The sequence below is a fragment of the Lysobacterales bacterium genome, assembly GCA_016703225.1.
GTDB lineage: Bacteria > Pseudomonadota > Gammaproteobacteria > Xanthomonadales > Ahniellaceae > JADKHK01.
Genome location: JADJCM010000001.1, coordinates 1111041 through 1130133, shown reverse-complemented (window position 1 = coordinate 1130133; position 19093 = coordinate 1111041). Strand labels below are relative to the sequence as shown.

Sequence of the window (19093 nt, the reverse complement as noted above, 5' to 3'; positions counted from 1 at the left end):
TGTCCCATGGCAGAGCCCTTCCTGTCCGAGATTCGACTGATGAGCTTCAACTTCGCGCCGCGCGGCTGGGCCTTGTGCAACGGCCAATTGCTGCCCATCAACCAGAACCAGGCCTTGTTCTCCTTGCTCGGTACGACCTACGGTGGCGATGGACGCGTCAACTTTGCGTTGCCCGATCTGCGTGGCCGGACGCCCTTGCACGTGGGCGCGGGATTCACCTTGGGCGAGCGTGGTGGTGAGGAAGCGCACACGCTGTCGATCAGCGAGCTGCCGACGCACACCCACGTGCTGAACGGAACCAGCGCGAACTCGACCACGCCGGCGGCCTCGAACACGGTCACCTTCGCGAAGGCAGGCAACGCGCTGTACGCCGCGGGCGGCACCATGGTCGCGACCAGCCCGGCGACGATCACCAGTGTCGGTGGATCGCAGGCCCACGAAAACCGGCAGCCGTTGCTGGCGCTCAATTTCTCGATCGCCCTGCAGGGCATCTTCCCGTCACCCAACTGAGGACCAGACCATGGCGCAACCCTACGTTGGTGAAATCCGCATCTTCGCCGGCAACTTCGCTCCCGCGGGCTGGATGTTCTGCGAAGGCCAGTTGTTGCCGATCAGCGAGAACGAAACCTTGTTCCAGCTGATCGGCACCACCTACGGCGGAGACGGGCAGTCCACGTTCTCGCTGCCGGACCTGCGCGGCCGCTTGCCGATTCATTTCGGCCAAGGGCCGGGTCTGGGCAACTACCAACTCGCCGAAGCCACCGGTGTCGAACAGGTCACGTTGACCACGAACCAGATCGCAGCACACACCCACCCGCTGCTGGCGACCTCGGCGGCAGCCACCGACAACTCGCCCGGAAACAATGTTCTGGCCAGTCCAACCTCGATCGATGCCTACGTTCCAACGGGGCCGTTCGTGCCCCTGGCGCCGACGGTCGGCGCGGTCGGCGGCAGTCAGCCGCACAACAACTTTCAGCCCTATCTGTGCCTGAACTTCATCATTTCCCTGTTTGGAATCTTTCCGTCGCCGACCTGATTGAAGCCTGCAAATCCTGTTTCTCAAGGTGAATGCATCGGCGGAAATGGTCTGAACTCCAGGAGCAATTTATGGCTGATCCCTTTGTAGCGGAAATCCGCATCTTCCCATTCAATTTCGCGCCGCGCGGATGGGCCTTCTGCGACGGGCAACTGCTCCCGCTATCGCAGAACACCGCATTGTTTTCACTGCTCGGCACGACCTATGGCGGCAACGGCAAGTCGAATTTCGCGCTTCCCGACCTGCAGGGCAACGCGGCGATGCATCCCGGACAAGGACCCGGGCTGAGCCTGCACGACCTGGGCGAAACTGGTGGTAGCCAGACCGTCAGCCTGCTGGAATCGGAACTACCGGTGCACGTGCACGCGGTGCAGATGTCGAATGCCCAGACGGATGAAGAAGGCAACAAGATCCCCACGAACAACGCCCTGGGTCGGCAGGTCGGCACCAATCCGATTTACGCGGCGCAGTCGGGCAATCCGCCCAGCGCATTTTCGGGGCAGGCGCTCGCACCTGCGGGGGGCGACTTGCCGCACAATAACCTGATGCCGTACCTGACCCTGAGCTTCTGCATCGCGCTGCAAGGCGTGTTCCCGCCGCGCACCTGAGGAGAATCCCATGCAACGTCGATCGTTCCTGAGGAATGCCGCCTGCGTCGGTGCTTGCGCCAGCTTGTTGGCTCCGGCGGCGCGGGTGCTTGCCACGCCGCCCACCGAAGAGTTTGCGATGCGCCTCGATCGCGTCACCGATGGCAGCCAGCCCGTCGCAACCGGCGCGGGGCTGCAATTGCGCGTCGCACCGCGCGCGCTGGTCGCACAGCGCGAGCCGCTGCGCGTGCGCGCCTGGTTCGCGACCGATGCCGGCGCGCAGGCCTTCGATCTGGCCTCATTCGGAGCCACCGGCGCGAGCCAGCGGCTGCGCTTGCCGGTGGACCCGCGCCGACTGATCGGCTTCGAGGCAGCGAACGGGCGTGTGCACGACGACTGCGTCGCCACCGCCGCCTGTGCCGCATCCGCCGGCTCCGGCTCGGTGCTGTCCGCGGGCAGCTATTGCCTGACGCTGAGCCGCGACGGTTTCGACATCGCCGTGATCGACATCGACGTGGGTGCAGTCGCGGCGTGAGTCGTTCGCTGCTGGAGCAGGCGCTCGACGCGATGGTCGCGGCGCTCGCCGTCAAAGGGCAGGGCTGGAGCTGGCGCGAGGAGGGCGCGGCCGATCAGCCCTTCGTCGATGCGTTGTATGCAACGACGCGGTGGCACGAACTCGCACCGCTGCCGTGGCCGGAAGCGGCCAAGCACGGTTTCCTGCACGAGCAGTCGCGGCTGCAGGCGGCGCATTACCGCCAGAACTACGCGGGTGCGTTGCTCGCGCTGCTCGAATGCGGCGGCGAGCCGTTCGGGCGCGCCTACCTGTACGCGTCGCCCGGCGAATTCCGGTTGATGGACATCGCCTTGCTGCCGGCCTGGCGCGGGCGTGGCATCGGCCAGGAGTTGCTGCACGCGCTGATGCAGGTGGCGGCGCGCCAGGCGCGCCGCATCACCCTGCACGTCGAGCCGAACAACCCGGCGCAACGCCTGTACGCGCGTCTCGGTTTCGAACGGATCGAGGACCGCGGCGTCTACCACTTCCTCGGCTGGACCCCGCCCGCGCTTCAGTTGAACACCGCCTCGTAGAGCGCGCCGCGCGCGTCCGGCTGCAGCGGCACCAGGAACACGTCGAGCTCGCCCAGATCGGCATGCGCCAGCCGAAACGTGGACTGCAGCAACTGGTGCGTGTTCGAACCGAAGGTCAACGAGAACGGCTCGGTGCGCGGTGAGGGCGACTGCAGCCGGGTCACCGCCAGCAGTTCGAGCACGTCGGCGTTGCCGTTCACCGCAAAGCGGCGGCCGAGCAGCGGCTCGAACTGGGCAGGAGTGAGGGTGGCGAGATCGAGCATGTGCGGCATCCGTCCGGGGCGCGCAGACTCGCGCCGGAACTGCCCGCGGTCAAGCGCATCGGCTACCCTGCAGTCCCGCCTTCGGAGCCCGTCATGAGCGAATCGATCCAGCTGTACAGCTTCGTGCCCTTCGACCGTGGTTCGCGCGTGCGCTGGCTCGCCAATGAACTCGGCATCGCCATCGAAGAACACCGGCTCGACGCGCGCGCCGGCGAGCATCGCGGTGAGGCCTATCGCCGCGTCAATCCGACCGGCCTGGTGCCGGCGATCGTGCAGGATGGCGTCACCCAATTCGATTCCGCGGCGATCTGCCTGACCCTGGCCGAGCGCCATCGTGAAGCTCGGCTCGCGGTGTTCGAAGGTGAGCCCGGTCGCGCCGAGTTCCTGAGCTGGTATTTCTTCGCAGCGAGCACGCTTGACGCCGCCACCTATCCGCTCATGGTCTACAAGATGTTCCAGCCCGACGCCGCCATGCTCGAGGCTTCGACCCAGCGCCTGATGGTGCATCTGGCCACCCTTGACCGGCGCATGCTCGATCGCGAATGGGTCTGCGGGCGCTTCAGCATCGCCGACATCCTGCTCGGCCACGGCCTCGACCTGCAACAGCGCTGCGACGTGAACTTCGCCGAATACCCCGCACTCGCCGCCTACCACGCCCGCCTCAAGGCCCGCCCGGCCGCCGCTGCCCTGTTCCAGCGTTGAGGCTGGGGCGGTAAAAAACACAAGGGGCGCATACGCGCCCCTTGGGGGTTCAATGATCCGGCGTAGATAGAGCCCGAACAGGGCACGACGGATGGGTTTCAATGGCGGAAATCTATAGTCTCGCTGGCACGCAGTCAATCGAGGGGCGGATCATGAGAATTGCTGTGTTCATCGACTACTGGAATTTCCAGCTGACGCTCAACACCAAGGTTGCAGCCAAGCGCGGATTCAAGGAAGTTCGGGTGAAGGTGAACTGGAAGGATTTGGGTCCGATCCTTGCCGGGGAAGCCTGCCGCGTCCTCGCTGTGGAGCAGTCCAGCCTCTCCTACCAGGGCTGCTACGTCTATACCTCGTTCAACCCGGCGACCGACGAAGGCAGGAAATTCAAGAACTGGGCGACAACATGGCTCGATCGCCAACCCGGGGTGAATGTCCAGATTCGTGAAAGACGCAGAAAGGGGGCGCAGAAGTGCCCGGCTTGCCATCAGGAGATCACTCATTGCCCGCATTCCGGGTGCGGACAGCCAATCGTTGCAACCGAGGAAAAAGGTGTGGATACCTACCTGGTGACCGACCTCTTGCGTCTGGGGCTATCGAACTCCTACGACGCTGCCGTTCTCGGGAGCTTGGATGCCGACATGATTCCTGCGGTCGAATACATCCAGACGATGGGCAAGAAGGTCGTCCAGGCCGGATTCCCTCCGCAAGGAACCACGCTGGCCACGGAGTGCTGGGGATCGTTCAATGTGCTCGATTCGCTGGCGCTGATTGAGCGGATCGAGAATATTTCGAACTGAGCCGCTACCACTGCTGGCCAATGCCTCGCCACAGCTTGCCGAAACCGCGCCTTCGTCGCCAGAATGCCGGGCCCGCCTGGGCGATGCTGTGGTTCAAGGGATTGGGGAGAATGGCGTGACTGGCATCCTGGTCGTCGAGCGTTCGGCGACATTGCATCATCTGCTCACGCGCACGCTGCAGGCGGCGCAGATCGGCTCGTGGTCGGAGCTTTCGAGTTACGCCGATACCCTCGACCATCTCGGTCGCGCCACCGACATGGGGCAGCCCTATGCGCTGTTGATCCTCGGTGCGCCGGCGCGCATGAGCCGCGACTTCGAGGACCTGCTGCTGTACCTGCGCAATCCGCGCATGCGCAAGACAGCAGTGCTGGTGCTCGGGCACGAGAAGCACCCGCTGATCGATGCCTTCGCCGCTGAGCGCGCCGACGCGGTGTTCCTGCTGTGGGCTGGCTTCTCGCGCATTCCTGCGGTCATGCGCCAGCTGCTGCCGAACGCCGCGGCACCCGCCGCCGAGGCGCGGCCCGCCATGCCGGGGGCTACCGCCGTCGGCGCCATGGCCGAGGCGACACCAGAACCTGCGGTGGCGCCGGAACCGAGCGAGCGCCTCGGCGTGCGCGTGCTGTTCGTCGACGATTCGGCCAGCATCCGCCTCGCTTATCGGCAGCTGCTGGAACGCAACGGCTATGACTGCGACGTCGCCGGCAGCATTGCCGAGGCTTTTGCCAAGGCGACCAGCGCGTCCTACGACCTGTTCATCCTCGACTATTTCCTGCCCGACGGCAGCGGCGATGAGCTGTGCCGGCGCCTGAAGGCGTTGCCGGCGACCGCAGGCGCCGCCGTGGCGATGATCACCGGCACCTATCGCGAGGACATCATCAAGCGCTGCCTCGAAGCCGGAGCGGTCGAGTGCACGTTCAAGAACGAGGCCAAGGAGCTGTTCCTGGCGCGCATGGGCGGGCTGGCACGCCAGATCCGCATGCAGAAGAATGCGCAGTCCGAAAAGCAGCGCCTCGACGGCATCCTCGGTTCGGTCGGCGATGGCGTGTTTGGCGTCGACCAGGACGGCATCATCAACTTCGTCAATCCGATGGCGCTGCGCATCCTCGGCCACGACGACGAGGCCGCGCTCATCGGCATGAACGCGCAGCACGCCATCCACCACTCCGATGAACACGGCAAGCCGGTGCGCGACGCCGATTCGCCGCTGTTGCAGGTGTATCGCAGCGGCGAGTCGGTGGCGCGCATCGAGACCGTGTTCTGGGACGTCGAACGGGTGGCGGTGCCGGTTGAAGTGTCGGTGCTGCCGCTGACCATCGGTGCCCGCCGCGAGGGCTCCGTGGTGGTGTTCCGCGACATCGGCGAGCGCAAGAACACCGAGCAGCTGCGCTGGGAGCTGATCCACGACCCGCTCACCGGGCTCTACAACGGCCGTCACTTCGCGCAGCTGCTGGCGCAGGACATCGCGCGCCGGCGCGAGCACGGCGGCTACGGCGCATTGCTGTATTTCGACATCGACCGCTACACCCACATCGTCGATGCCGGCGGACCCGCGGTTGGTGATCGCCTGGTCGCCGATCTGGCCCAGGTGCTCGGCAAGCACCTGCGCGAAGGCGATCTGCTCGCGCGCCTGGAGGGCGACCGTCTGGCGCTGCTGCTCACGGGCGCCCAGCTCGACAACCTGTTCACGCTCGCCGACAGTTTCCGCGAGCTGGCGCACAGCTGCCGCTTCACCGTCAACCAGCACCAGCGCAACGCTACCGTGTCGCTCGGCGTCGCCGTGGTCTCGCGCGACACGCCGAGCGCCGAGTACGTGCTCGAGCACGCGCGCGTCGCCTGCAAGACCGCCAAGCATCGTGGTCGCGACCAGACCCAGATCTGGGTCGGCGAACAGGACACGCGCATCGCGCGCGAACTCGAAGCCGGCTGGACCGCGAAGCTGCGCGACACCATCGAGGAGAACCGCTTCGAGTTCGAGGTGCAGCCAATCGTGCCGTTGGCGGCGTTGGCGCACGAAGAGGCGGCGATCGGCGAGCGTGATGGCTGGCGCCTGGGTGCGCCCGGGCACGAGATTCTGTGCGAGCTGCTGCTGCGCATGCGCGACCGCCGCGGCGAGCAGGTGTCGCCGGGTGTGTTCGTGCCGCTCGCCGAGCGTGTCGGCATGATGCCGAAGATCGACCTGTGGGTGGTGCAGCACGCGCTGGCCGAGCTTGGCGAACGCGCCGACCTGGTCGGGCGCATCGCCTTCAACATCAATCTGTCCAACCAGACGCTGGCCGACTCCGAGTCGATGGCACTGATCACCAATGCCATCCGTGCCTCGAACGTGCCGCCGCGCGCGCTGGTGTTCGAGATCACCGAGACCAGCGAGATGACCTCGATGCACACCGTGCGTCGCTTCATGAACCAGCTGCGCGAGATCGGCTGCCGCTTCGCGCTCGATGATTTCGGCACCGGCTTCTCCTCATTCACGCACCTGCGCCACCTGCCGGTGGACTTCGTCAAGATCGAGGGCAGCTTCGTCGAAGGCATGGCCGACAACGAGCTCGATCACACCATGGTCGCCTCGATCGCCGGACTGGCCAAATCGATGAAGCTGGCGGTGATTGGCGAGCACGTCGATTCCTTCGCCACCCTCGCGGCGCTGCGCCGCTGCGGCATCGAGTACGCGCAGGGCAACTGGCTCGGTGTGCCGCGCCGCCTGGCCGGGCTCGATCTGGCGGCGCTGCTGCCGCGTTGAACGTCGGTTCGCCCCAACATACCGTTCGCCCTGAGCCTGTCGAAGGGCGATCGCGGAAGACCCGAGACGCATTCCCCCGTGCGAGCGGGCTTCGACAGGCTCAGCCCGAACGGACCACCTGCGTGGGTCCGACAGGCTCAGCCCCGCAGGAGGCGATCGCATGAGGATCAGCCTGCGCGGCGCCATCGTGTTGTTCGTGCTGCTGGCGCTGGCCAGCCTGGTCGGGCCGTTGCTGCGGCCGTTCGATGCCTGGCACAACGATTGGGAGTTGCTGCAGATCGCGCCCGGCTGGGCGCATGGGCACTGGCTCGGATCGGATGCGATCGGCCGTGACGTGTTCGTGCGCACGCTGCTGGCCGGGCGCGTGTCGCTGCTGCTCGGCTTCGGCGCCGGCCTGTGCGCGCTGGTATTCGGCCTCGCCTATGGCGCGCTCGCCGGAACGCTGGGCGGCGCCAGCGAGCGGGGCATGATGCGTGCGCTGGACGTGGTCTCAGCGCTGCCGTTCCTGCTGATCGTGGTGCTGCTGCTGACTCTGTTCGGGCGCAGCGGCGTGCTGCTGGTGCTCGCGGTCGGGGCTTACGCCAGCATCGACCTGGCGCGCATGCTGCGCGCCGAGGCCGCGCGCCTGCGCGTGCTGCCGTTCGTGCAGGCGGCGCGCGCGCTCGGAGCGGGGCCGTGGTGGCTGCTGACGCGGCACATCGCGCCGAACCTGCTCGGCTTCGCCTTCGTTTATCTGAGCCTGGCGATTCCGCAGGCGATCCTGGTCGAGTCGTTCCTGAGCTTCCTCGGGCTTGGGCTCGACGAGCCCGCCGTCAGCCTCGGTGGTCTGCTTGCCGAGGGCGTGCAGGAACTGGAGGTCGCGCCCTGGGTGCTGCTGGCGCCGGCCACGTTCCTGGCGCTGCTGCTGATCGCCTTCACTTTGCTCGGCGACGCGTTGCGCGCGCGTCGCGACCTGCGCGCATGAGCGCGCCGCTGCTCGCGGTTCGCGCGCTCACGCTGCGCCATCGTGGCGGTGCTGAAACCCTGCGCCAGGTAGCGTTCGATCTGGAACCGGGCGAATGCCTGGCCGTGCTTGGCGAATCCGGCAGTGGCAAGTCGACGCTGGCGCGGGCGCTGATCGGTCTGCTGCCGCCCGGCGCCAGCGTGAGCGGACCGCTGCGCTTCGATGGCGAGCTGCTGACGGCGAAGCGCCACGCCCAACTGCGCGGTCGAAGCATCGCGATGGTGTTCCAGGACGCGGCGGCCAGCCTGCACCCGTTGCGCCGCATCGGCGTGCAGCTGGACGAAGCGCTGCGTCGGGCCGCATCCGCCACCAGTGTCGCCGCGGCGCTGCACGAGGTCGGTCTCGATGCAGCAGACGAGTTCGCGGCGCGCTATCCGCATCAGCTTTCCGGCGGCCAGCGCCAGCGCCTGATGATCGCGCTGGCGCTGGCGTCGTCGCCGCAGCTGCTGATCGCCGACGAAATCACCAGCGCCCTCGATCCGCTGGCGGCGCAGGGCGTGCTCGACCTGCTCGATCGTCTGCGCCGCGAACGCGCGCTGGCGGTGCTGTTCATCAGCCACGACCTGCACGCGGTGCGTCGCGTGGCAGCGCGCGTATTGCTGCTGCACGCCGGCGCGGTCGATGCGCTGGCGCCGGCGGACGCCTTCTTCGCTCGACCGCCGAGCCCGTTGGCGGCGCGAATGGTCGCGGCTGCGGCACCGCGCCCGCCGCCGCAGGAAGTGATCGCAGCGCCGATCCTGGAAGTCTCCGGTCTGGGCGCCGACTACGCACGGCAACCGGCGCTGCGCGAGGTCTCGTTCGCGCTGGCACACGGCGCCGCGCTCGGCGTGGTCGGTGCGTCCGGCAGCGGCAAGTCGACGCTGGCGCGCGTGCTGCTCGCCTTGCAACGTGGTCACGCGCAGTCGCTGCGCATCGCCGGTGCCGATCCGTTCGCGCTCGGCGGCGCCGCGCGCAAGGCGTGGCGGCGCAAGGTGCAGATCGTGTTCCAGGACCCGGGCAGCGCGCTCGATCCGCGCCTTCGTGTCGCCGATTGTCTGAGCGAACCGCTGGCGCTGCACGGCCATGGCGCGCGCGCCGACTGGCCGCAGCGGGTAGGTGAACTGCTCGCAGCGGTACAGCTCGCGCCAGAGTTGGCGCAACGCTTGCCGCATCAGCTCTCGGGTGGACAGAAGCAGCGCGTCGCGATCGCGCGCGCGCTGGCGCTCGACCCGGAGGTGCTGGTCTGCGACGAGGCGCTGTCGGCGCTGGATCGGTCGGTGCAGGCCGGGATCCTCGACCTGCTGCAGCAACTGCAGCGCGAGCGGAAGCTGACCCTGGTGTTCATCTCGCACGATCTGGCCGCGGTGCGCGCGCTGTGCGACCGCATCCTGGTGCTCGAACACGGTCGCGTGGTCGAGCACGGCGCAACCGCCGCCGTGCTGTCCGATCCGCAGCACGCCCACACCCGCGCGCTGATCGCGGCCGCGGGCGCGCCACTACACTGCGCCGATGCCGATACCAGAGCCTGGCCCGCGTGATTGCTGATCCAGACCACGATCTGCTGCACGCCCTGTTCCTGCCGCTGCGCGAAGGCTGCTTGAGCTGGCCGACGGCGGGGGGAACACTGTTTCTGAACGCGCGTGCCGGCGCCGGGCTGCAGCCGCAGGACTGGCCCGGTCTGCAGTGCGTGAGCGCATTCAAGCCGGCGTTCGATGCGCTGCAGGCCGCGGGCTTTGCGGTGCGCGCCGATGTCGGTTCGCAACGCTACCCGCTGGTGTTGCTGCTGCCCCCGCGCAGCCGCGAGGCGGCGCGGGCCGCGTTCGCGCAGGCGCTCTCGTTGCTGCAGCCGGGTGGCGTGCTGGTCGCTTGCCAAGCCAACGAGGAAGGCGCGCGCTCTGGCGAGGCCGACCTGCAGCGTCTGGCCGGGCCGCTCCAGGTGCGGTCGAAGCATCGCTGTCGCGTGTATTGGAGCGCAGCCGACGCACACCTCGATGCCGACCTGCAGCAACAGTGGCGCGCGCTCGCCGCACCGCGCGTGGTCGCGGCGCTTGGCCTCTGGAGCCACCCCGGCGTGTTCTCGTGGGATCGTGTCGATGCCGCCTCGCGTCTGCTCGGCGAACACTTGCCCGATGACTTGCACGGCCACGCCGCCGATCTCGGTTGCGGCTACGGCTACCTGTCGCGCGTGCTGCTCGAGCGTTGCACGGGTGTGGTCGCGCTCGATGCAGTCGAGGCCGATGCTGCGGCGCTGGCGCTGGCGCGCGCCAACCTGGAACCGTTCGCGGCCACGCATGCGCTCGAGTTCCTCTGGCACGACGTGGCGCGTGGTCTGTCGCGTCGCTACGACTGCATCGTCAGCAACCCGCCGTTCCATGCCGAGGGCCGGGGCGAGCGTCCCGACATCGGCCGCCAGTTCATTGCCGCCGCCGCGGCGGCGCTGTGCCCGGGCGGACCGTTGTGGCTGGTCGCCAACCGCCACTTGCCCTATGAGGCGGCGTTGGCGGCGCATTTCAAGTCGGTGCGTTGCGTGGTGCAGGCGCACGGGTTCAAGGTCATCGAGGCCCGCAACGCGCACGGAGCAGGTTCATGAAACTGGTCAAGCACCTCGCCAATCTTGGTTACGGCAGCCGCAAGGAAGTCGCGCAGATGTTCCGCGCCGGGCGCATCACCGATGCTCGTGGCGAAGTGCTGTATGCCGACGACCAGCCCGCGCACGCCGACATCCGCGTCGACGAGGCGCCGCTTGATCCACCACCGGGCCTGCTGCTGATGCTGCACAAGCCGGTCGGCTACACCTGTTCACGCAAGGACCAGGGGCGGCTGGTCTACGACCTGTTGCCGCCGCGTTTCCGCTTGCGCGATCCGTTGTTGTCGAGTGTCGGCCGCCTCGATCGCGACACCAGCGGCCTGCTGCTGATGACTGACGACGGCCAGCTGCTGCACCGGATCACGTCGCCGAAATCGGAACTGGCCAAGGTCTATGTGGCGACGCTGGCGCACGACCTCGGCAGTGAGGTGGCCGCGTTGTTTGCGAGCGGCACGCTGCTGCTCGAATCCGAGCAGACGCCGCTATTGCCGGCAGAACTCGAAGCGCTGGCACCGCGCCGCGCACGCCTGACCCTGCACGAAGGCCGCTACCACCAGGTGCGGCGAATGTTTGCCGCGGTCGGCAACCATGTCGAAGCGTTGCACCGCGAACGCATCGGCGGGCTCGACCTCGGCGATCTCGCGCCCGGGCAGTGGCGCGTGCTGGGTGAAGACGAACGCGAGCAGCTGTTTACCGCCCCGCACTGATCTGCCCGCAATCCGCCGCTGCGTGCCCGAAAGCGATCCGCAATCAGCTTGCTTCCCGCCATTCTTGAGGTGTAGATTCAAGAACATCTTGCAAGAGGCTGATTTATATGTGGCTTCTGATTGCCGTTCTCGCGACACCGCTGATCCTGCTGGCCAGCCTGCGGCGCGTCCGCGAGGGCGAGGCGGCACGCCTGCAACGCTTCGGTCGTCCTGCCGGCGTGCTGCCGGCCGGCGTGCATTGGCTGCTGCCGGGCGAAGCCATCGCCACCCGCGTGTCCTTGCTGGGGCGTCATCTCGAGCTGGCGCCGCGGCGCTTGCACGCCGGCGCGCACACCGCGCGTGTTTCCGGTCGTGCCTACTTCCAGGTGCTCGATCCCGAGCGCGTGCAGACCGGTGACGACGCGGTCGCGGCGCAGGTGCGCGACGCCTTGATCACGCAACTGACCGGATCGCTGCCGCAGCTCGCCGAACTGACCCCGGCCGAGCGCAACCACTGCCTGCGCGACGACCTGCGCCGTGTGCTGCGCAGCGAGGGCATCCTGCTGACGCGGCTCGAACTGGCGATCGAGGCGCAGCCGATCGGCTGAGTGCTTGTGCCGGCGGAGGGTGCTGCCGATACTCGCGGGCCCAACCGACGAGTGTGCCCGATGCTGCGACCGCTGCTGCTCTGCTTCTGTCTGCTCGCCAGCGCCCAGGCCGCGACGCCACCCGCCGACCTGATCGTGCACGACGCGCGTATCCACACGGTCGATGCGCGGCGGCCACTGGCGCGTGCGATGGCGGTGCGCGCCGGGCGCATCGTGTTCGTCGGCAGCGAGCGCGAGGCGCTGAGCCTGCGTGGACCACGCACGCGCCTGCTCGATCTCGACGGTGCCAGCGTGATCCCCGGAATGATCGACGCGCATGCGCACCTGCTCAGCCTGGGCCAGAGTCTGCAGACCGTCGATCTGCGCGGCACCACGTCCTACGAGGCGGTGATCGAACGCGTGCGCGAGCGCGCCCGCAGCACGCCCGCGGGGCGCTGGATCGTCGGTCGCGGCTGGGACCAGAACGACTGGGCTGACACGCGCTTTCCCGACCATGCCGCGCTGAGCGCGGCACTGCCGGCGCACCCGGTGATGCTGGAGCGCGTCGATGGTCATGCGGTGCTGGTCAATGCCGCGGCCCTCAGCGCCGCCGGCATCCGCCGCGACACGCCCGACCCCGACGGCGGCCGCATCGAGCATGACGCGCCGGGCGAGCCGAGCGGCGTGCTGGTCGACAACGCCATCGACCTGGTTGCAAAAGTGATGCCGGCAGCGAGCGGAGCGGAGCTGCGCGATGCCGTGCTGCGCGCCATCGCCGAGCTGCAGCGCTATGGCCTCACCGGCATCCACGATGCCGGCGTCTCGCGCGAAGTCATCGCCGTGTACGAGGCGCTGGCGCGCGAGCAGCGCTTCGGTCTGCGCAACTACGTGATGGTTGCGGGCAGCGATGCCGACATCGACTGGGCGATCGCGCGCGGCGCGCAGAACGGCCTGCACGACGGTCGCCTGTGGCTGCGCTCGATCAAGCTCTCGGCCGACGGTGCGCTCGGCTCGCGCGGCGCCTGGCTGCTCGAACCCTATGCCGATGCGCCGGGCCATTCGGGCCTGGCGACGCTGCCGCCGGGACGCGTGCGCGCAGTGGCGGCAAAGGCGCTTGCGGCCGGCTTCCAGGTCAACACCCATGCCATCGGTGATCGCGCCAACCGCGTCGTGCTCGACGAACTCGCCGCCGCCCTCGACGCGGTGCCGGTCGCCGACCACCGCTTCCGCATCGAGCACGCACAGATTCTGCACCCGGACGACCTCGCCCGCTTCGCCGAGCTCGGCGTGATCCCGAGCATGCAGGCCAGCCACCAGACCAGCGACATGTACTGGGCCGGGGCGCGCATCGGGCCGGCGCGCGAACTCGGTGCCTATGCCTGGCGCTCGCTGCTCGACAGCGGCGTGATCATCCCGAACGGCTCCGACCTGCCGGTCGAACTGCCCGATCCGCTGATCTCGTTCCATGCCGCGGTCTCGCGCCAGGACGCGAAGGACTGGCCTGCGGGCGGCTGGCATCCGGAGCAGCGCATGAGTCGCGAGGAGGCCTTGCGGTCGATGACGATCTGGCCGGCGCAGGCCGCGTTCATGGAACACGAAGTCGGCTCGCTCGAAGCCGGCAAGCGCGCCGACTTCGTCGTGCTCGACCAGGACCTGATGCGCGTGCCGGCAGCGCTGATCCTTCGCACCCGCGTTCTGCAGACCTGGCTCGGCGGCGAGCGCGTGTACCTGCGGACTGCACCATGAGCATCGCCTGGTCGAAGCTGCTCGGCGGCCTCGCCGCGCGCCGCCGGCGCAGTCTGATTCGCGCGCTGCTCGCGCAGGCGGACATCCGCGAACTGAGCTGGCTGCCGCCGCAGGGCTCGCCGCTGCACCATGGCGACAGCACGGTGAAACTGGCAATGGACCAGGTGATCGGCCCGCGCACGCTCGCCTTCGGCCACTGGCACGACGAGCACTGCGCGTTGCTGCGCGCGCGCCTCGCGCCCGGACAGCGCTACCACCTGATCGACGTCGGCGCGAACGCGGGCCTGGTCAGCCGGCAACTGCTCGCCGCGCCCGCCGCACCCTTCGTCGGCGCCGATTGCTTCGAGCCCGATCCGCACAACTACGCACTGCTCGCGCACAACCTGGCGCCGTTCGCCGGCGTGCGCACGCACGAAGCCGCGTTGTCCGATGCCGACGGCGAGGCCGAGCTGTTCCGCGGTGCGCGCAATGCCGGCGACATCTCGCTCGCACCCGGCGCGAGGCTGCGTGCGCAAGGCGATCTGCAACGACGACTCGTGCGTCTGATCGATGGGCGCCGCTTCGGCGAGGAGTTGCTCGCCGCGCTGCCGGCAGACGTGCGCCTGGTCTGGAAGTCCGACACCCAGGGTCACGACATCCGCATCGTCAACGCCTTGCCGGACGCGCTGTGGGAGCGCGTCGACGCGGCCTTGATCGAAGTGCGCAGCGTGCCGCTCGAAACCGCCGCGCGTGAGCGCTTCCTCAACATCGTCACGCGCTTCCCGCACTGCCACTCGATCAAGCGCGGACTGCGCCGCTTCGGCCCCGACGAACTGCGCGCCTTCCTCGCGCGCGAAAGCGAACAGGAACTCGACCTGCTGCTCGCCCGCTAGAAAACGGGGTCAGAGTGCATTTCCAGGAGATGCGGGTCCGCGTGGATTCTTGCCGGGGCTCTCGACCCATCGCCCGCGCGGAAAAATGACGCTGACCCCGTTTTCGATGGTTGCTGATTGCGCGCCAGCGCGCACCATCGCGATCACGCAGGCCGCCACCAGCGTCATGGTGAGCAACGAGTCCTCCGGTCCGAACACGCCACCGGTCAGCCAGTGTGATCCGCGATATTCGCTGGCAAGTGGTGCCAGCTGGCGCCAGTCCTCGAGGCCGGAGAGCGGCACGCCGGCGAGGATGATGGTGAAGTTCCATGCGGCGTGGTGGGCGGTGACCACCCACAGGTTGCGCGTGTACACGTAGACCATCGTCCACAGGGCGCCGAGCAGGACGCCGGAGACCGCGGTGGTGAGCAGTTCGACGGTGCTCGCGCGATCCTCGGCATTCGCGAGGTGCATCGCGGAGAACACCAGCGACTGCAACCACATTGCCGGCAGGGTGCCCCAAGCGCGTTCGAGGATGCCGAACAACAGGCCGCGATACGCGATCTCCTCAAGCAGGGCCGCGATCAGGATCAGCGCCGCAACACCCGCCAGTCCACCCTGCCAGCCGCGATCGGCAGTCGCCACATAGGCACCCAGCGCGAACAGCACGAGCATGCACAGCGCGATCGACAGCGCTCCGGCCAGCGCGCCGGCGGTGATCGCGCGCGGCGCCGGGCACAGTTCGCGCACCGGGCGCTTTTCGAACCCGCGCACGTAGATCCAGTACGCGAACAACGCGCACAGCAAGATGCCGCAGCGGCGGATCACGCTGGTCAACGCCGCGTCGGCGGTGAACAGGGTTTGCAGGGCCGGCAACAGCAGCAGACGGAAGCCCTGCACCGCGCCGAACAGGAGGGCAAACGCGACCAGCAACTTCAGCAACACGGCTTTCGCGCGTTGGAACTCGAGCAAGGGACGCTCCGGGGTGGCCATGGGGGGACGAGCCGCGGCGACGATAGATCGCTCACCTGTGCATGGCTAGCCAACGTTTCGTATATCGTCCATGCGTATGTGCATGACGTTCGTCGCGCGCGGAGACTGAAGGATGGAATGGAGTGACCTGCGCCTGTTCCTGGCGATCGCACGCAGCGGCACGCTCGGCGCGGCGGCGCGCAGTCTGGGCTCGACCCAGCCGACGATGGGACGACGCCTGCGTGCACTCGAGGCGGCGCTCGGGCAGGCGCTGTTCCAGCGCACCACCGCAGGTTTCGTGCTGACCGACGAGGGCACGACCCTGCTCGGTCACGCCGAGCGCATGGAGGAAGAGGCGCTGGCGATCGAGCGGCGCCTGGCTGCGCAGGCGCAGCAGCTCGACGGCCTGCTGCGCATCACCGCGTCCGACTGGTTCGCGACCCATGTGCTGACGCCGGTACTGGCCGAGTTCGCACGCCGCCATCCGCAGGTGCAAGTGGAACTGATCAGCGATGCGCGGTTGCTGAACCTGTCGCGGCGCGAAGCCGATCTCGCCTTCCGCATCCGTCCGTTCGATGATGCCGATGTCGTGTCGCGCAAGCTGCTGCACATGCGCTACGGCGTCTACCAGCGCCGCGGTGGCAAGCCGCCGCGCGCCGGCGGTCGGGGTTGCGCACTGATCGCACTCGACGCCGGATTCACCGGCACGCCCGACGACTCCTGGCTGCAGACCGCACTGCCGAAAGCGCGCACCGTCTTCCGCAGCAACAGCCGCGACGTGCAGGCGCAGATGTGCGCGCTCGGCGTCGGCCTTGCCGTGTTGCCCGTCCCGCTCGGCGACGCCCACCCCGCCCTCGAACGCCTCGACCTCGGCACCGAACCCCCGGGCCGCGACACCTGGCTCGGCTACCACCGCGACCTCCGCCGCCTCCCCCGCCTGCGCGCACTGCTCGATCTGGTGGTGGCGAGGTTGGCGGATTGAGGTCAGACCCGCTTCGACCGTCTGCGGTGCCAGGTTCGCGAGTGTGCAGATGGCAGCGCCCGGCTCCTCGGTCGCACGGGGCAACGGGCGCTTCGACGGTCCATCGCTCGACGCCACTCGGTTGCTTTTTTGCTTGCGGTCGCTGCCGTTCTGACATTCACTTCGTGGCTTGTGTGGCGGGGATGGATGCGCATGCGCAGTGAAGGAATGGACAGCAGGGCGGCAGGTGGTACGGCGGCATGGCGCCGCGTCGTTGCTACGGCTGTGTTGTCGCTGCTGCTATGCGTGCTCGGTTGCACGCATACCACGCGCAGTACCGGCGAGGCGGAGCGGCTGCCTCGCCATCCCGACGCCGACCTGCGCGTGCTGGTGTGGAATGTCGACCGCGAGTTCTTCCACCGCAACGAGGGCTTCCAGCGCGTGTTGCGGGCGGTGGATGCCGACGTGTTGATCCTCGACGAGATGCCGGCCGGCGTCAGCGGCGAACAGATCGTCAACGCCCTGCCGGTGGCGGCGGCTCCATGGCAGGCGCTGTATGGCAGCGGCGGCGGTGCCAATCAGCGCGCGTCGGTGTCGGCGCGGGCGCCGCTGGCGCGGGTCGACGTGTTCGACCAGTTGCCGTATCCGCGCGAGCATTTCGACGCCTGGATGGCGAACATTCCGGAGCGCAAGCGCGCCCGCGTACGCGATTCGCTCGACGCCGGAGTCGCGGCGGTCGGCGGCGTCGTCACCTGGCAGGGTCGGCGCGTGCTCGTGGTCGGCCTCGATCTCGAATGCTGCGGCGACAGCCCCGACAGCGCCGCGGAAGACCGTCGCCGTTTCGAGGCGCAGGCCATCCGCAACGCCATCGACACGGTGGCCGCAGGCTCAAGGTTCGATGCGATCCTGGTCGGCGGCGATTTCAATGCCGTGCACGGGCAGGCGCCGGTGCAGATCCTCGAACGCGGCGCACGCGCCGACACCACGCTCGACCACCCGACGCCGCTGCATCGTGGCAGCGACCGCCTCGATTGGACCTGGGACGGACGCGGCACGCCGTTCCCGTCGAAGCAGATCGATTTCCTGCTGCATTCCAGCCCGCTGCGGGTACTGCAGTCGCAGGTGTTCGACAGCGAAGACCTCACGCCCGCCGAGCAGCAGGCCCTGCAACTGCCAGCGGAGCTGTCGCGTTCCTTGTCGCCACACCGGCCGATCGTGGTCGATTTCGCGTGGCGCTAAGGACGTAGCCCAGCGCGCGGCTTCGGGTCGGAGAGACGCTCGGCGCCTGGACCGGTTCATCTCTTGCGGGTCGGAACGCCACGGCGAAAAGCTCACACCGCGGCGACGCGCGCACCGATGCCCTGGAACAGCGCGAGCGCGACGAGCAGAACGGTGAGGCCGTCGCGGGCGAAGGCGCCGACGTGGGCGGCGACCGGCAACAGACCGTCGAGGTCGCGGTTGCGTTCGAGCCAGCGCAGCACAAAGCGCGCCGCAAGCCCGCAGGCCTGCAGCGCCAGGCCGAGGATGAGCAGCAGGGTCGGTGATGCAATCGGCGCGTTCGGAACCTGCGGCAGCCAGGCGAGGAGTAGTGCGATCAACGCGATGATTGCGCCGCGGGCTGCGTCGGAGGTTGCGAACGGGAAGCGCGTGCGAGCGCGGGTCGGTTCCATCGGCGGCGGCTACCGCTCGCGTTCGCCGGCAAGGGCGGTGCGAAATTCGCGCAGTTTGGCCTTGACCGCGGCTTCGTGCTGCGTACCCATGCGCATCAGGAACTTCTGGCCGGCGGAGGCGGCTTCGAGTTCGGCGTCGACGTATTCCCAGGCGCCCTTCTCGTTCAGCACCACGGCCACCGGCGCGCTGGGTTCGGGCGCGGCGAGCAGGTGGTCGAGCACACTGATGAAGCGGTCGTTGAAGTGGCCCTGCGGATAACCGAGTTCGCGGTAGGCCTGCTGCATCAGCGGGTACAGGCGCAGGTACAGCACTACCGCGGCCCCGGTATCGACGCCGGTGAGCGCGGCGACGTGGGCGTCGTAGCGCGCGCTGTTGGCGGCGCCGATCACGCTGCGCGCATCTTGCTCCTGTACGAAGAACTTTCCGGACACCGGCTTGGCCGGCCACAGGTTGATCGCCACCTTGCGGTTCGGCGCGGCATCGACGAAGGCGACGAAGCGCGCGATCAGGTGCTCCGGCACCAACCATTGCGCGAGCTGCGGATGCGCGAACAGCGCGTTCAGCGCATCGAGCACATAGCCGTCGCTGGCAAACAGATCGGGCAGGGGATCGGTAGGTTGCGGCGCCAGCGCCTGCTCGATCGCCTCGACCGGATACTGCGGGGCGGTTGGGGTGGCGGCCGGCTCGACCGCTTGCGGAACGACCGGCGGCGGTGCAGGTCGCGATGCCGGTCGATCCAACAGGTACCAGGCGCCGCCGCCAAGGACGGCCAGCACGCCGGCGATCGCCAGCATGCGCATCAACGGATTGCGTTCCTCGTCCATCCTGCTCTCCTCGGGGGC

The 19093-nt window shown here is 68.3% G+C and carries 21 protein-coding genes; 17 read left to right on the top strand and 4 right to left on the bottom strand.

Going from position 1 to position 19093, the window contains the following annotated elements:
- The first annotated feature begins 6 nt into the window (after positions 1-6).
- The 5 genes from IPG63_04855 (at position 7) to IPG63_04835 (ending at position 2709) form a co-directional block, all read left to right on the top strand.
- The gene (locus IPG63_04855; GenBank protein ID MBK6726580.1) at positions 7-510 is read left to right on the top strand and encodes a phage tail protein; all 504 of its coding nucleotides are present in this window, start codon (positions 7-9) and stop codon (positions 508-510) included.
- Between the two features lie 10 nt (positions 511-520).
- On the top strand, positions 521-1036 hold the full coding sequence (locus IPG63_04850) for a phage tail protein (GenBank protein ID MBK6726579.1): 516 nt from the start codon (positions 521-523) through the stop codon (positions 1034-1036).
- Between the two features lie 71 nt (positions 1037-1107).
- Positions 1108-1644 carry a phage tail protein gene (locus tag IPG63_04845; protein MBK6726578.1) on the top strand — a complete coding sequence of 179 codons (537 nt, stop codon included), beginning with the start codon at positions 1108-1110 and terminating at the stop codon, positions 1642-1644.
- Positions 1645-1654: 10 nt separating this feature from the next.
- Positions 1655-2158: a hypothetical protein gene (locus IPG63_04840; GenBank protein ID MBK6726577.1), complete on the top strand. Its 504-nt coding sequence runs from the start codon at positions 1655-1657 to the stop codon at positions 2156-2158.
- Entirely contained in the window at positions 2155-2709 is a 555-nt protein-coding gene (locus tag IPG63_04835) for a GNAT family N-acetyltransferase (GenBank protein MBK6726576.1), read from the top strand. The genes IPG63_04840 and IPG63_04835 overlap by 4 nt, the downstream gene beginning before the upstream one ends.
- On the opposite strand, the gene IPG63_04830 is transcribed toward IPG63_04835, so the two are convergent.
- A complete protein-coding gene (locus tag IPG63_04830; GenBank protein ID MBK6726575.1) occupies positions 2688-2972 on the bottom strand; it encodes a hypothetical protein in 285 nt (94 codons plus the stop codon). The genes IPG63_04835 and IPG63_04830 overlap by 22 nt on opposite strands.
- Positions 2973-3065: 93 nt before the next feature.
- Here IPG63_04830 and IPG63_04825 point away from each other — a divergent pair, with 93 nt between their 5' ends.
- From IPG63_04825 to IPG63_04780, 10 genes are all read left to right on the top strand, one after another.
- On the top strand, positions 3066-3674 hold the full coding sequence (locus tag IPG63_04825) for a glutathione S-transferase family protein (protein ID MBK6726574.1): 609 nt from the start codon (positions 3066-3068) through the stop codon (positions 3672-3674).
- A gap of 101 nt (positions 3675-3775) precedes the next feature.
- A complete protein-coding gene (locus IPG63_04820) occupies positions 3776-4471 on the top strand; it encodes an NYN domain-containing protein (GenBank protein ID MBK6726573.1) in 696 nt (231 codons plus the stop codon).
- Between the two features lie 115 nt (positions 4472-4586).
- Positions 4587-7208, top strand: a complete 2622-nt coding sequence (locus tag IPG63_04815) for an EAL domain-containing protein (protein MBK6726572.1) — start codon at positions 4587-4589, stop codon at positions 7206-7208.
- A 160-nt stretch (positions 7209-7368) separates the two neighbouring features.
- The gene (locus IPG63_04810) at positions 7369-8172 is read left to right on the top strand and encodes an ABC transporter permease (protein ID MBK6726571.1); all 804 of its coding nucleotides are present in this window, start codon (positions 7369-7371) and stop codon (positions 8170-8172) included.
- Positions 8169-9728 carry an ABC transporter ATP-binding protein gene (locus IPG63_04805; protein MBK6726570.1) on the top strand — a complete coding sequence of 520 codons (1560 nt, stop codon included), beginning with the start codon at positions 8169-8171 and terminating at the stop codon, positions 9726-9728. Before IPG63_04810 ends, IPG63_04805 begins: the two co-directional genes overlap by 4 nt.
- Positions 9716-10780 carry a class I SAM-dependent methyltransferase gene (locus tag IPG63_04800; protein MBK6726569.1) on the top strand — a complete coding sequence of 355 codons (1065 nt, stop codon included), beginning with the start codon at positions 9716-9718 and terminating at the stop codon, positions 10778-10780. Before IPG63_04805 ends, IPG63_04800 begins: the two co-directional genes overlap by 13 nt.
- Positions 10777-11484 carry a pseudouridine synthase gene (locus tag IPG63_04795; GenBank protein ID MBK6726568.1) on the top strand — a complete coding sequence of 236 codons (708 nt, stop codon included), beginning with the start codon at positions 10777-10779 and terminating at the stop codon, positions 11482-11484. Before IPG63_04800 ends, IPG63_04795 begins: the two co-directional genes overlap by 4 nt.
- A gap of 107 nt (positions 11485-11591) precedes the next feature.
- Complete coding sequence (locus IPG63_04790) at positions 11592-12071, top strand: hypothetical protein (protein MBK6726567.1); 480 nt, start codon at positions 11592-11594, stop codon at positions 12069-12071.
- A gap of 60 nt (positions 12072-12131) precedes the next feature.
- Positions 12132-13796: an amidohydrolase gene (locus IPG63_04785; protein MBK6726566.1), complete on the top strand. Its 1665-nt coding sequence runs from the start codon at positions 12132-12134 to the stop codon at positions 13794-13796.
- Positions 13793-14668, top strand: coding sequence for an FkbM family methyltransferase (locus tag IPG63_04780; protein MBK6726565.1), 876 nt, complete (start codon positions 13793-13795; stop codon positions 14666-14668). Before IPG63_04785 ends, IPG63_04780 begins: the two co-directional genes overlap by 4 nt.
- Before the next feature lie 9 nt (positions 14669-14677).
- Here IPG63_04780 and IPG63_04775 read toward each other — a convergent pair whose 3' ends face one another.
- The gene (locus IPG63_04775) at positions 14678-15619 is read right to left on the bottom strand and encodes a CPBP family intramembrane metalloprotease (GenBank protein ID MBK6726564.1); all 942 of its coding nucleotides are present in this window, start codon (positions 15617-15619) and stop codon (positions 14678-14680) included.
- Positions 15620-15752: 133 nt separating this feature from the next.
- On the opposite strand from IPG63_04775, the gene IPG63_04770 reads away from it, so the two are divergent.
- Together IPG63_04770 and IPG63_04765 are read left to right on the top strand one after the other, a co-directional pair.
- On the top strand, positions 15753-16601 hold the full coding sequence (locus IPG63_04770; GenBank protein ID MBK6726563.1) for a LysR family transcriptional regulator: 849 nt from the start codon (positions 15753-15755) through the stop codon (positions 16599-16601).
- 192 nt (positions 16602-16793) lie between these two features.
- Entirely contained in the window at positions 16794-17819 is a 1026-nt protein-coding gene (locus IPG63_04765) for an endonuclease/exonuclease/phosphatase family protein (protein MBK6726562.1), read from the top strand.
- Between the two features lie 92 nt (positions 17820-17911).
- Here IPG63_04765 and IPG63_04760 read toward each other — a convergent pair whose 3' ends face one another.
- Both IPG63_04760 and IPG63_04755 read right to left on the bottom strand, forming a co-directional pair.
- On the bottom strand, positions 17912-18250 hold the full coding sequence (locus IPG63_04760; protein MBK6726561.1) for a hypothetical protein: 339 nt from the start codon (positions 18248-18250) through the stop codon (positions 17912-17914).
- 9 nt (positions 18251-18259) lie between these two features.
- A complete protein-coding gene (locus IPG63_04755; protein MBK6726560.1) occupies positions 18260-19075 on the bottom strand; it encodes a DUF3014 domain-containing protein in 816 nt (271 codons plus the stop codon).
- Positions 19076-19093: the final 18 nt, after the last annotated feature.

Excerpts from the sequence above, each read along its gene's own strand:
- IPG63_04785 (MBK6726566.1), top strand. The coding sequence starts at position 12,132 with ATGCTGCGACCGCTGCTGCTCTGCTTCTGTCTGCTCGCCAGCGCCCAG.
- IPG63_04855 (MBK6726580.1), top strand. The coding sequence starts at position 7 with ATGGCAGAGCCCTTCCTGTCCGAGATTCGACTGATGAGCTTCAACTTC.
- IPG63_04830 (MBK6726575.1), bottom strand. The coding sequence starts at position 2,972 with ATGCTCGATCTCGCCACCCTCACTCCTGCCCAGTTCGAGCCGCTGCTC.
- IPG63_04790 (MBK6726567.1), top strand. The coding sequence starts at position 11,592 with ATGTGGCTTCTGATTGCCGTTCTCGCGACACCGCTGATCCTGCTGGCC.
- IPG63_04820 (MBK6726573.1), top strand. The coding sequence starts at position 3,776 with ATGGCGGAAATCTATAGTCTCGCTGGCACGCAGTCAATCGAGGGGCGG.
- IPG63_04770 (MBK6726563.1), top strand. The coding sequence starts at position 15,753 with ATGGAATGGAGTGACCTGCGCCTGTTCCTGGCGATCGCACGCAGCGGC.
- IPG63_04825 (MBK6726574.1), top strand. The coding sequence starts at position 3,066 with ATGAGCGAATCGATCCAGCTGTACAGCTTCGTGCCCTTCGACCGTGGT.
- IPG63_04795 (MBK6726568.1), top strand. The coding sequence starts at position 10,777 with ATGAAACTGGTCAAGCACCTCGCCAATCTTGGTTACGGCAGCCGCAAG.
- IPG63_04845 (MBK6726578.1), top strand. The coding sequence starts at position 1,108 with ATGGCTGATCCCTTTGTAGCGGAAATCCGCATCTTCCCATTCAATTTC.
- IPG63_04755 (MBK6726560.1), bottom strand. The coding sequence starts at position 19,075 with ATGGACGAGGAACGCAATCCGTTGATGCGCATGCTGGCGATCGCCGGC.
- IPG63_04810 (MBK6726571.1), top strand. The coding sequence starts at position 7,369 with ATGAGGATCAGCCTGCGCGGCGCCATCGTGTTGTTCGTGCTGCTGGCG.
- IPG63_04765 (MBK6726562.1), top strand. The coding sequence starts at position 16,794 with ATGCGCAGTGAAGGAATGGACAGCAGGGCGGCAGGTGGTACGGCGGCA.
- IPG63_04850 (MBK6726579.1), top strand. The coding sequence starts at position 521 with ATGGCGCAACCCTACGTTGGTGAAATCCGCATCTTCGCCGGCAACTTC.
- IPG63_04780 (MBK6726565.1), top strand. The coding sequence starts at position 13,793 with ATGAGCATCGCCTGGTCGAAGCTGCTCGGCGGCCTCGCCGCGCGCCGC.
- IPG63_04805 (MBK6726570.1), top strand. The coding sequence starts at position 8,169 with ATGAGCGCGCCGCTGCTCGCGGTTCGCGCGCTCACGCTGCGCCATCGT.
- IPG63_04760 (MBK6726561.1), bottom strand. The coding sequence starts at position 18,250 with ATGGAACCGACCCGCGCTCGCACGCGCTTCCCGTTCGCAACCTCCGAC.
- IPG63_04840 (MBK6726577.1), top strand. The coding sequence starts at position 1,655 with ATGCAACGTCGATCGTTCCTGAGGAATGCCGCCTGCGTCGGTGCTTGC.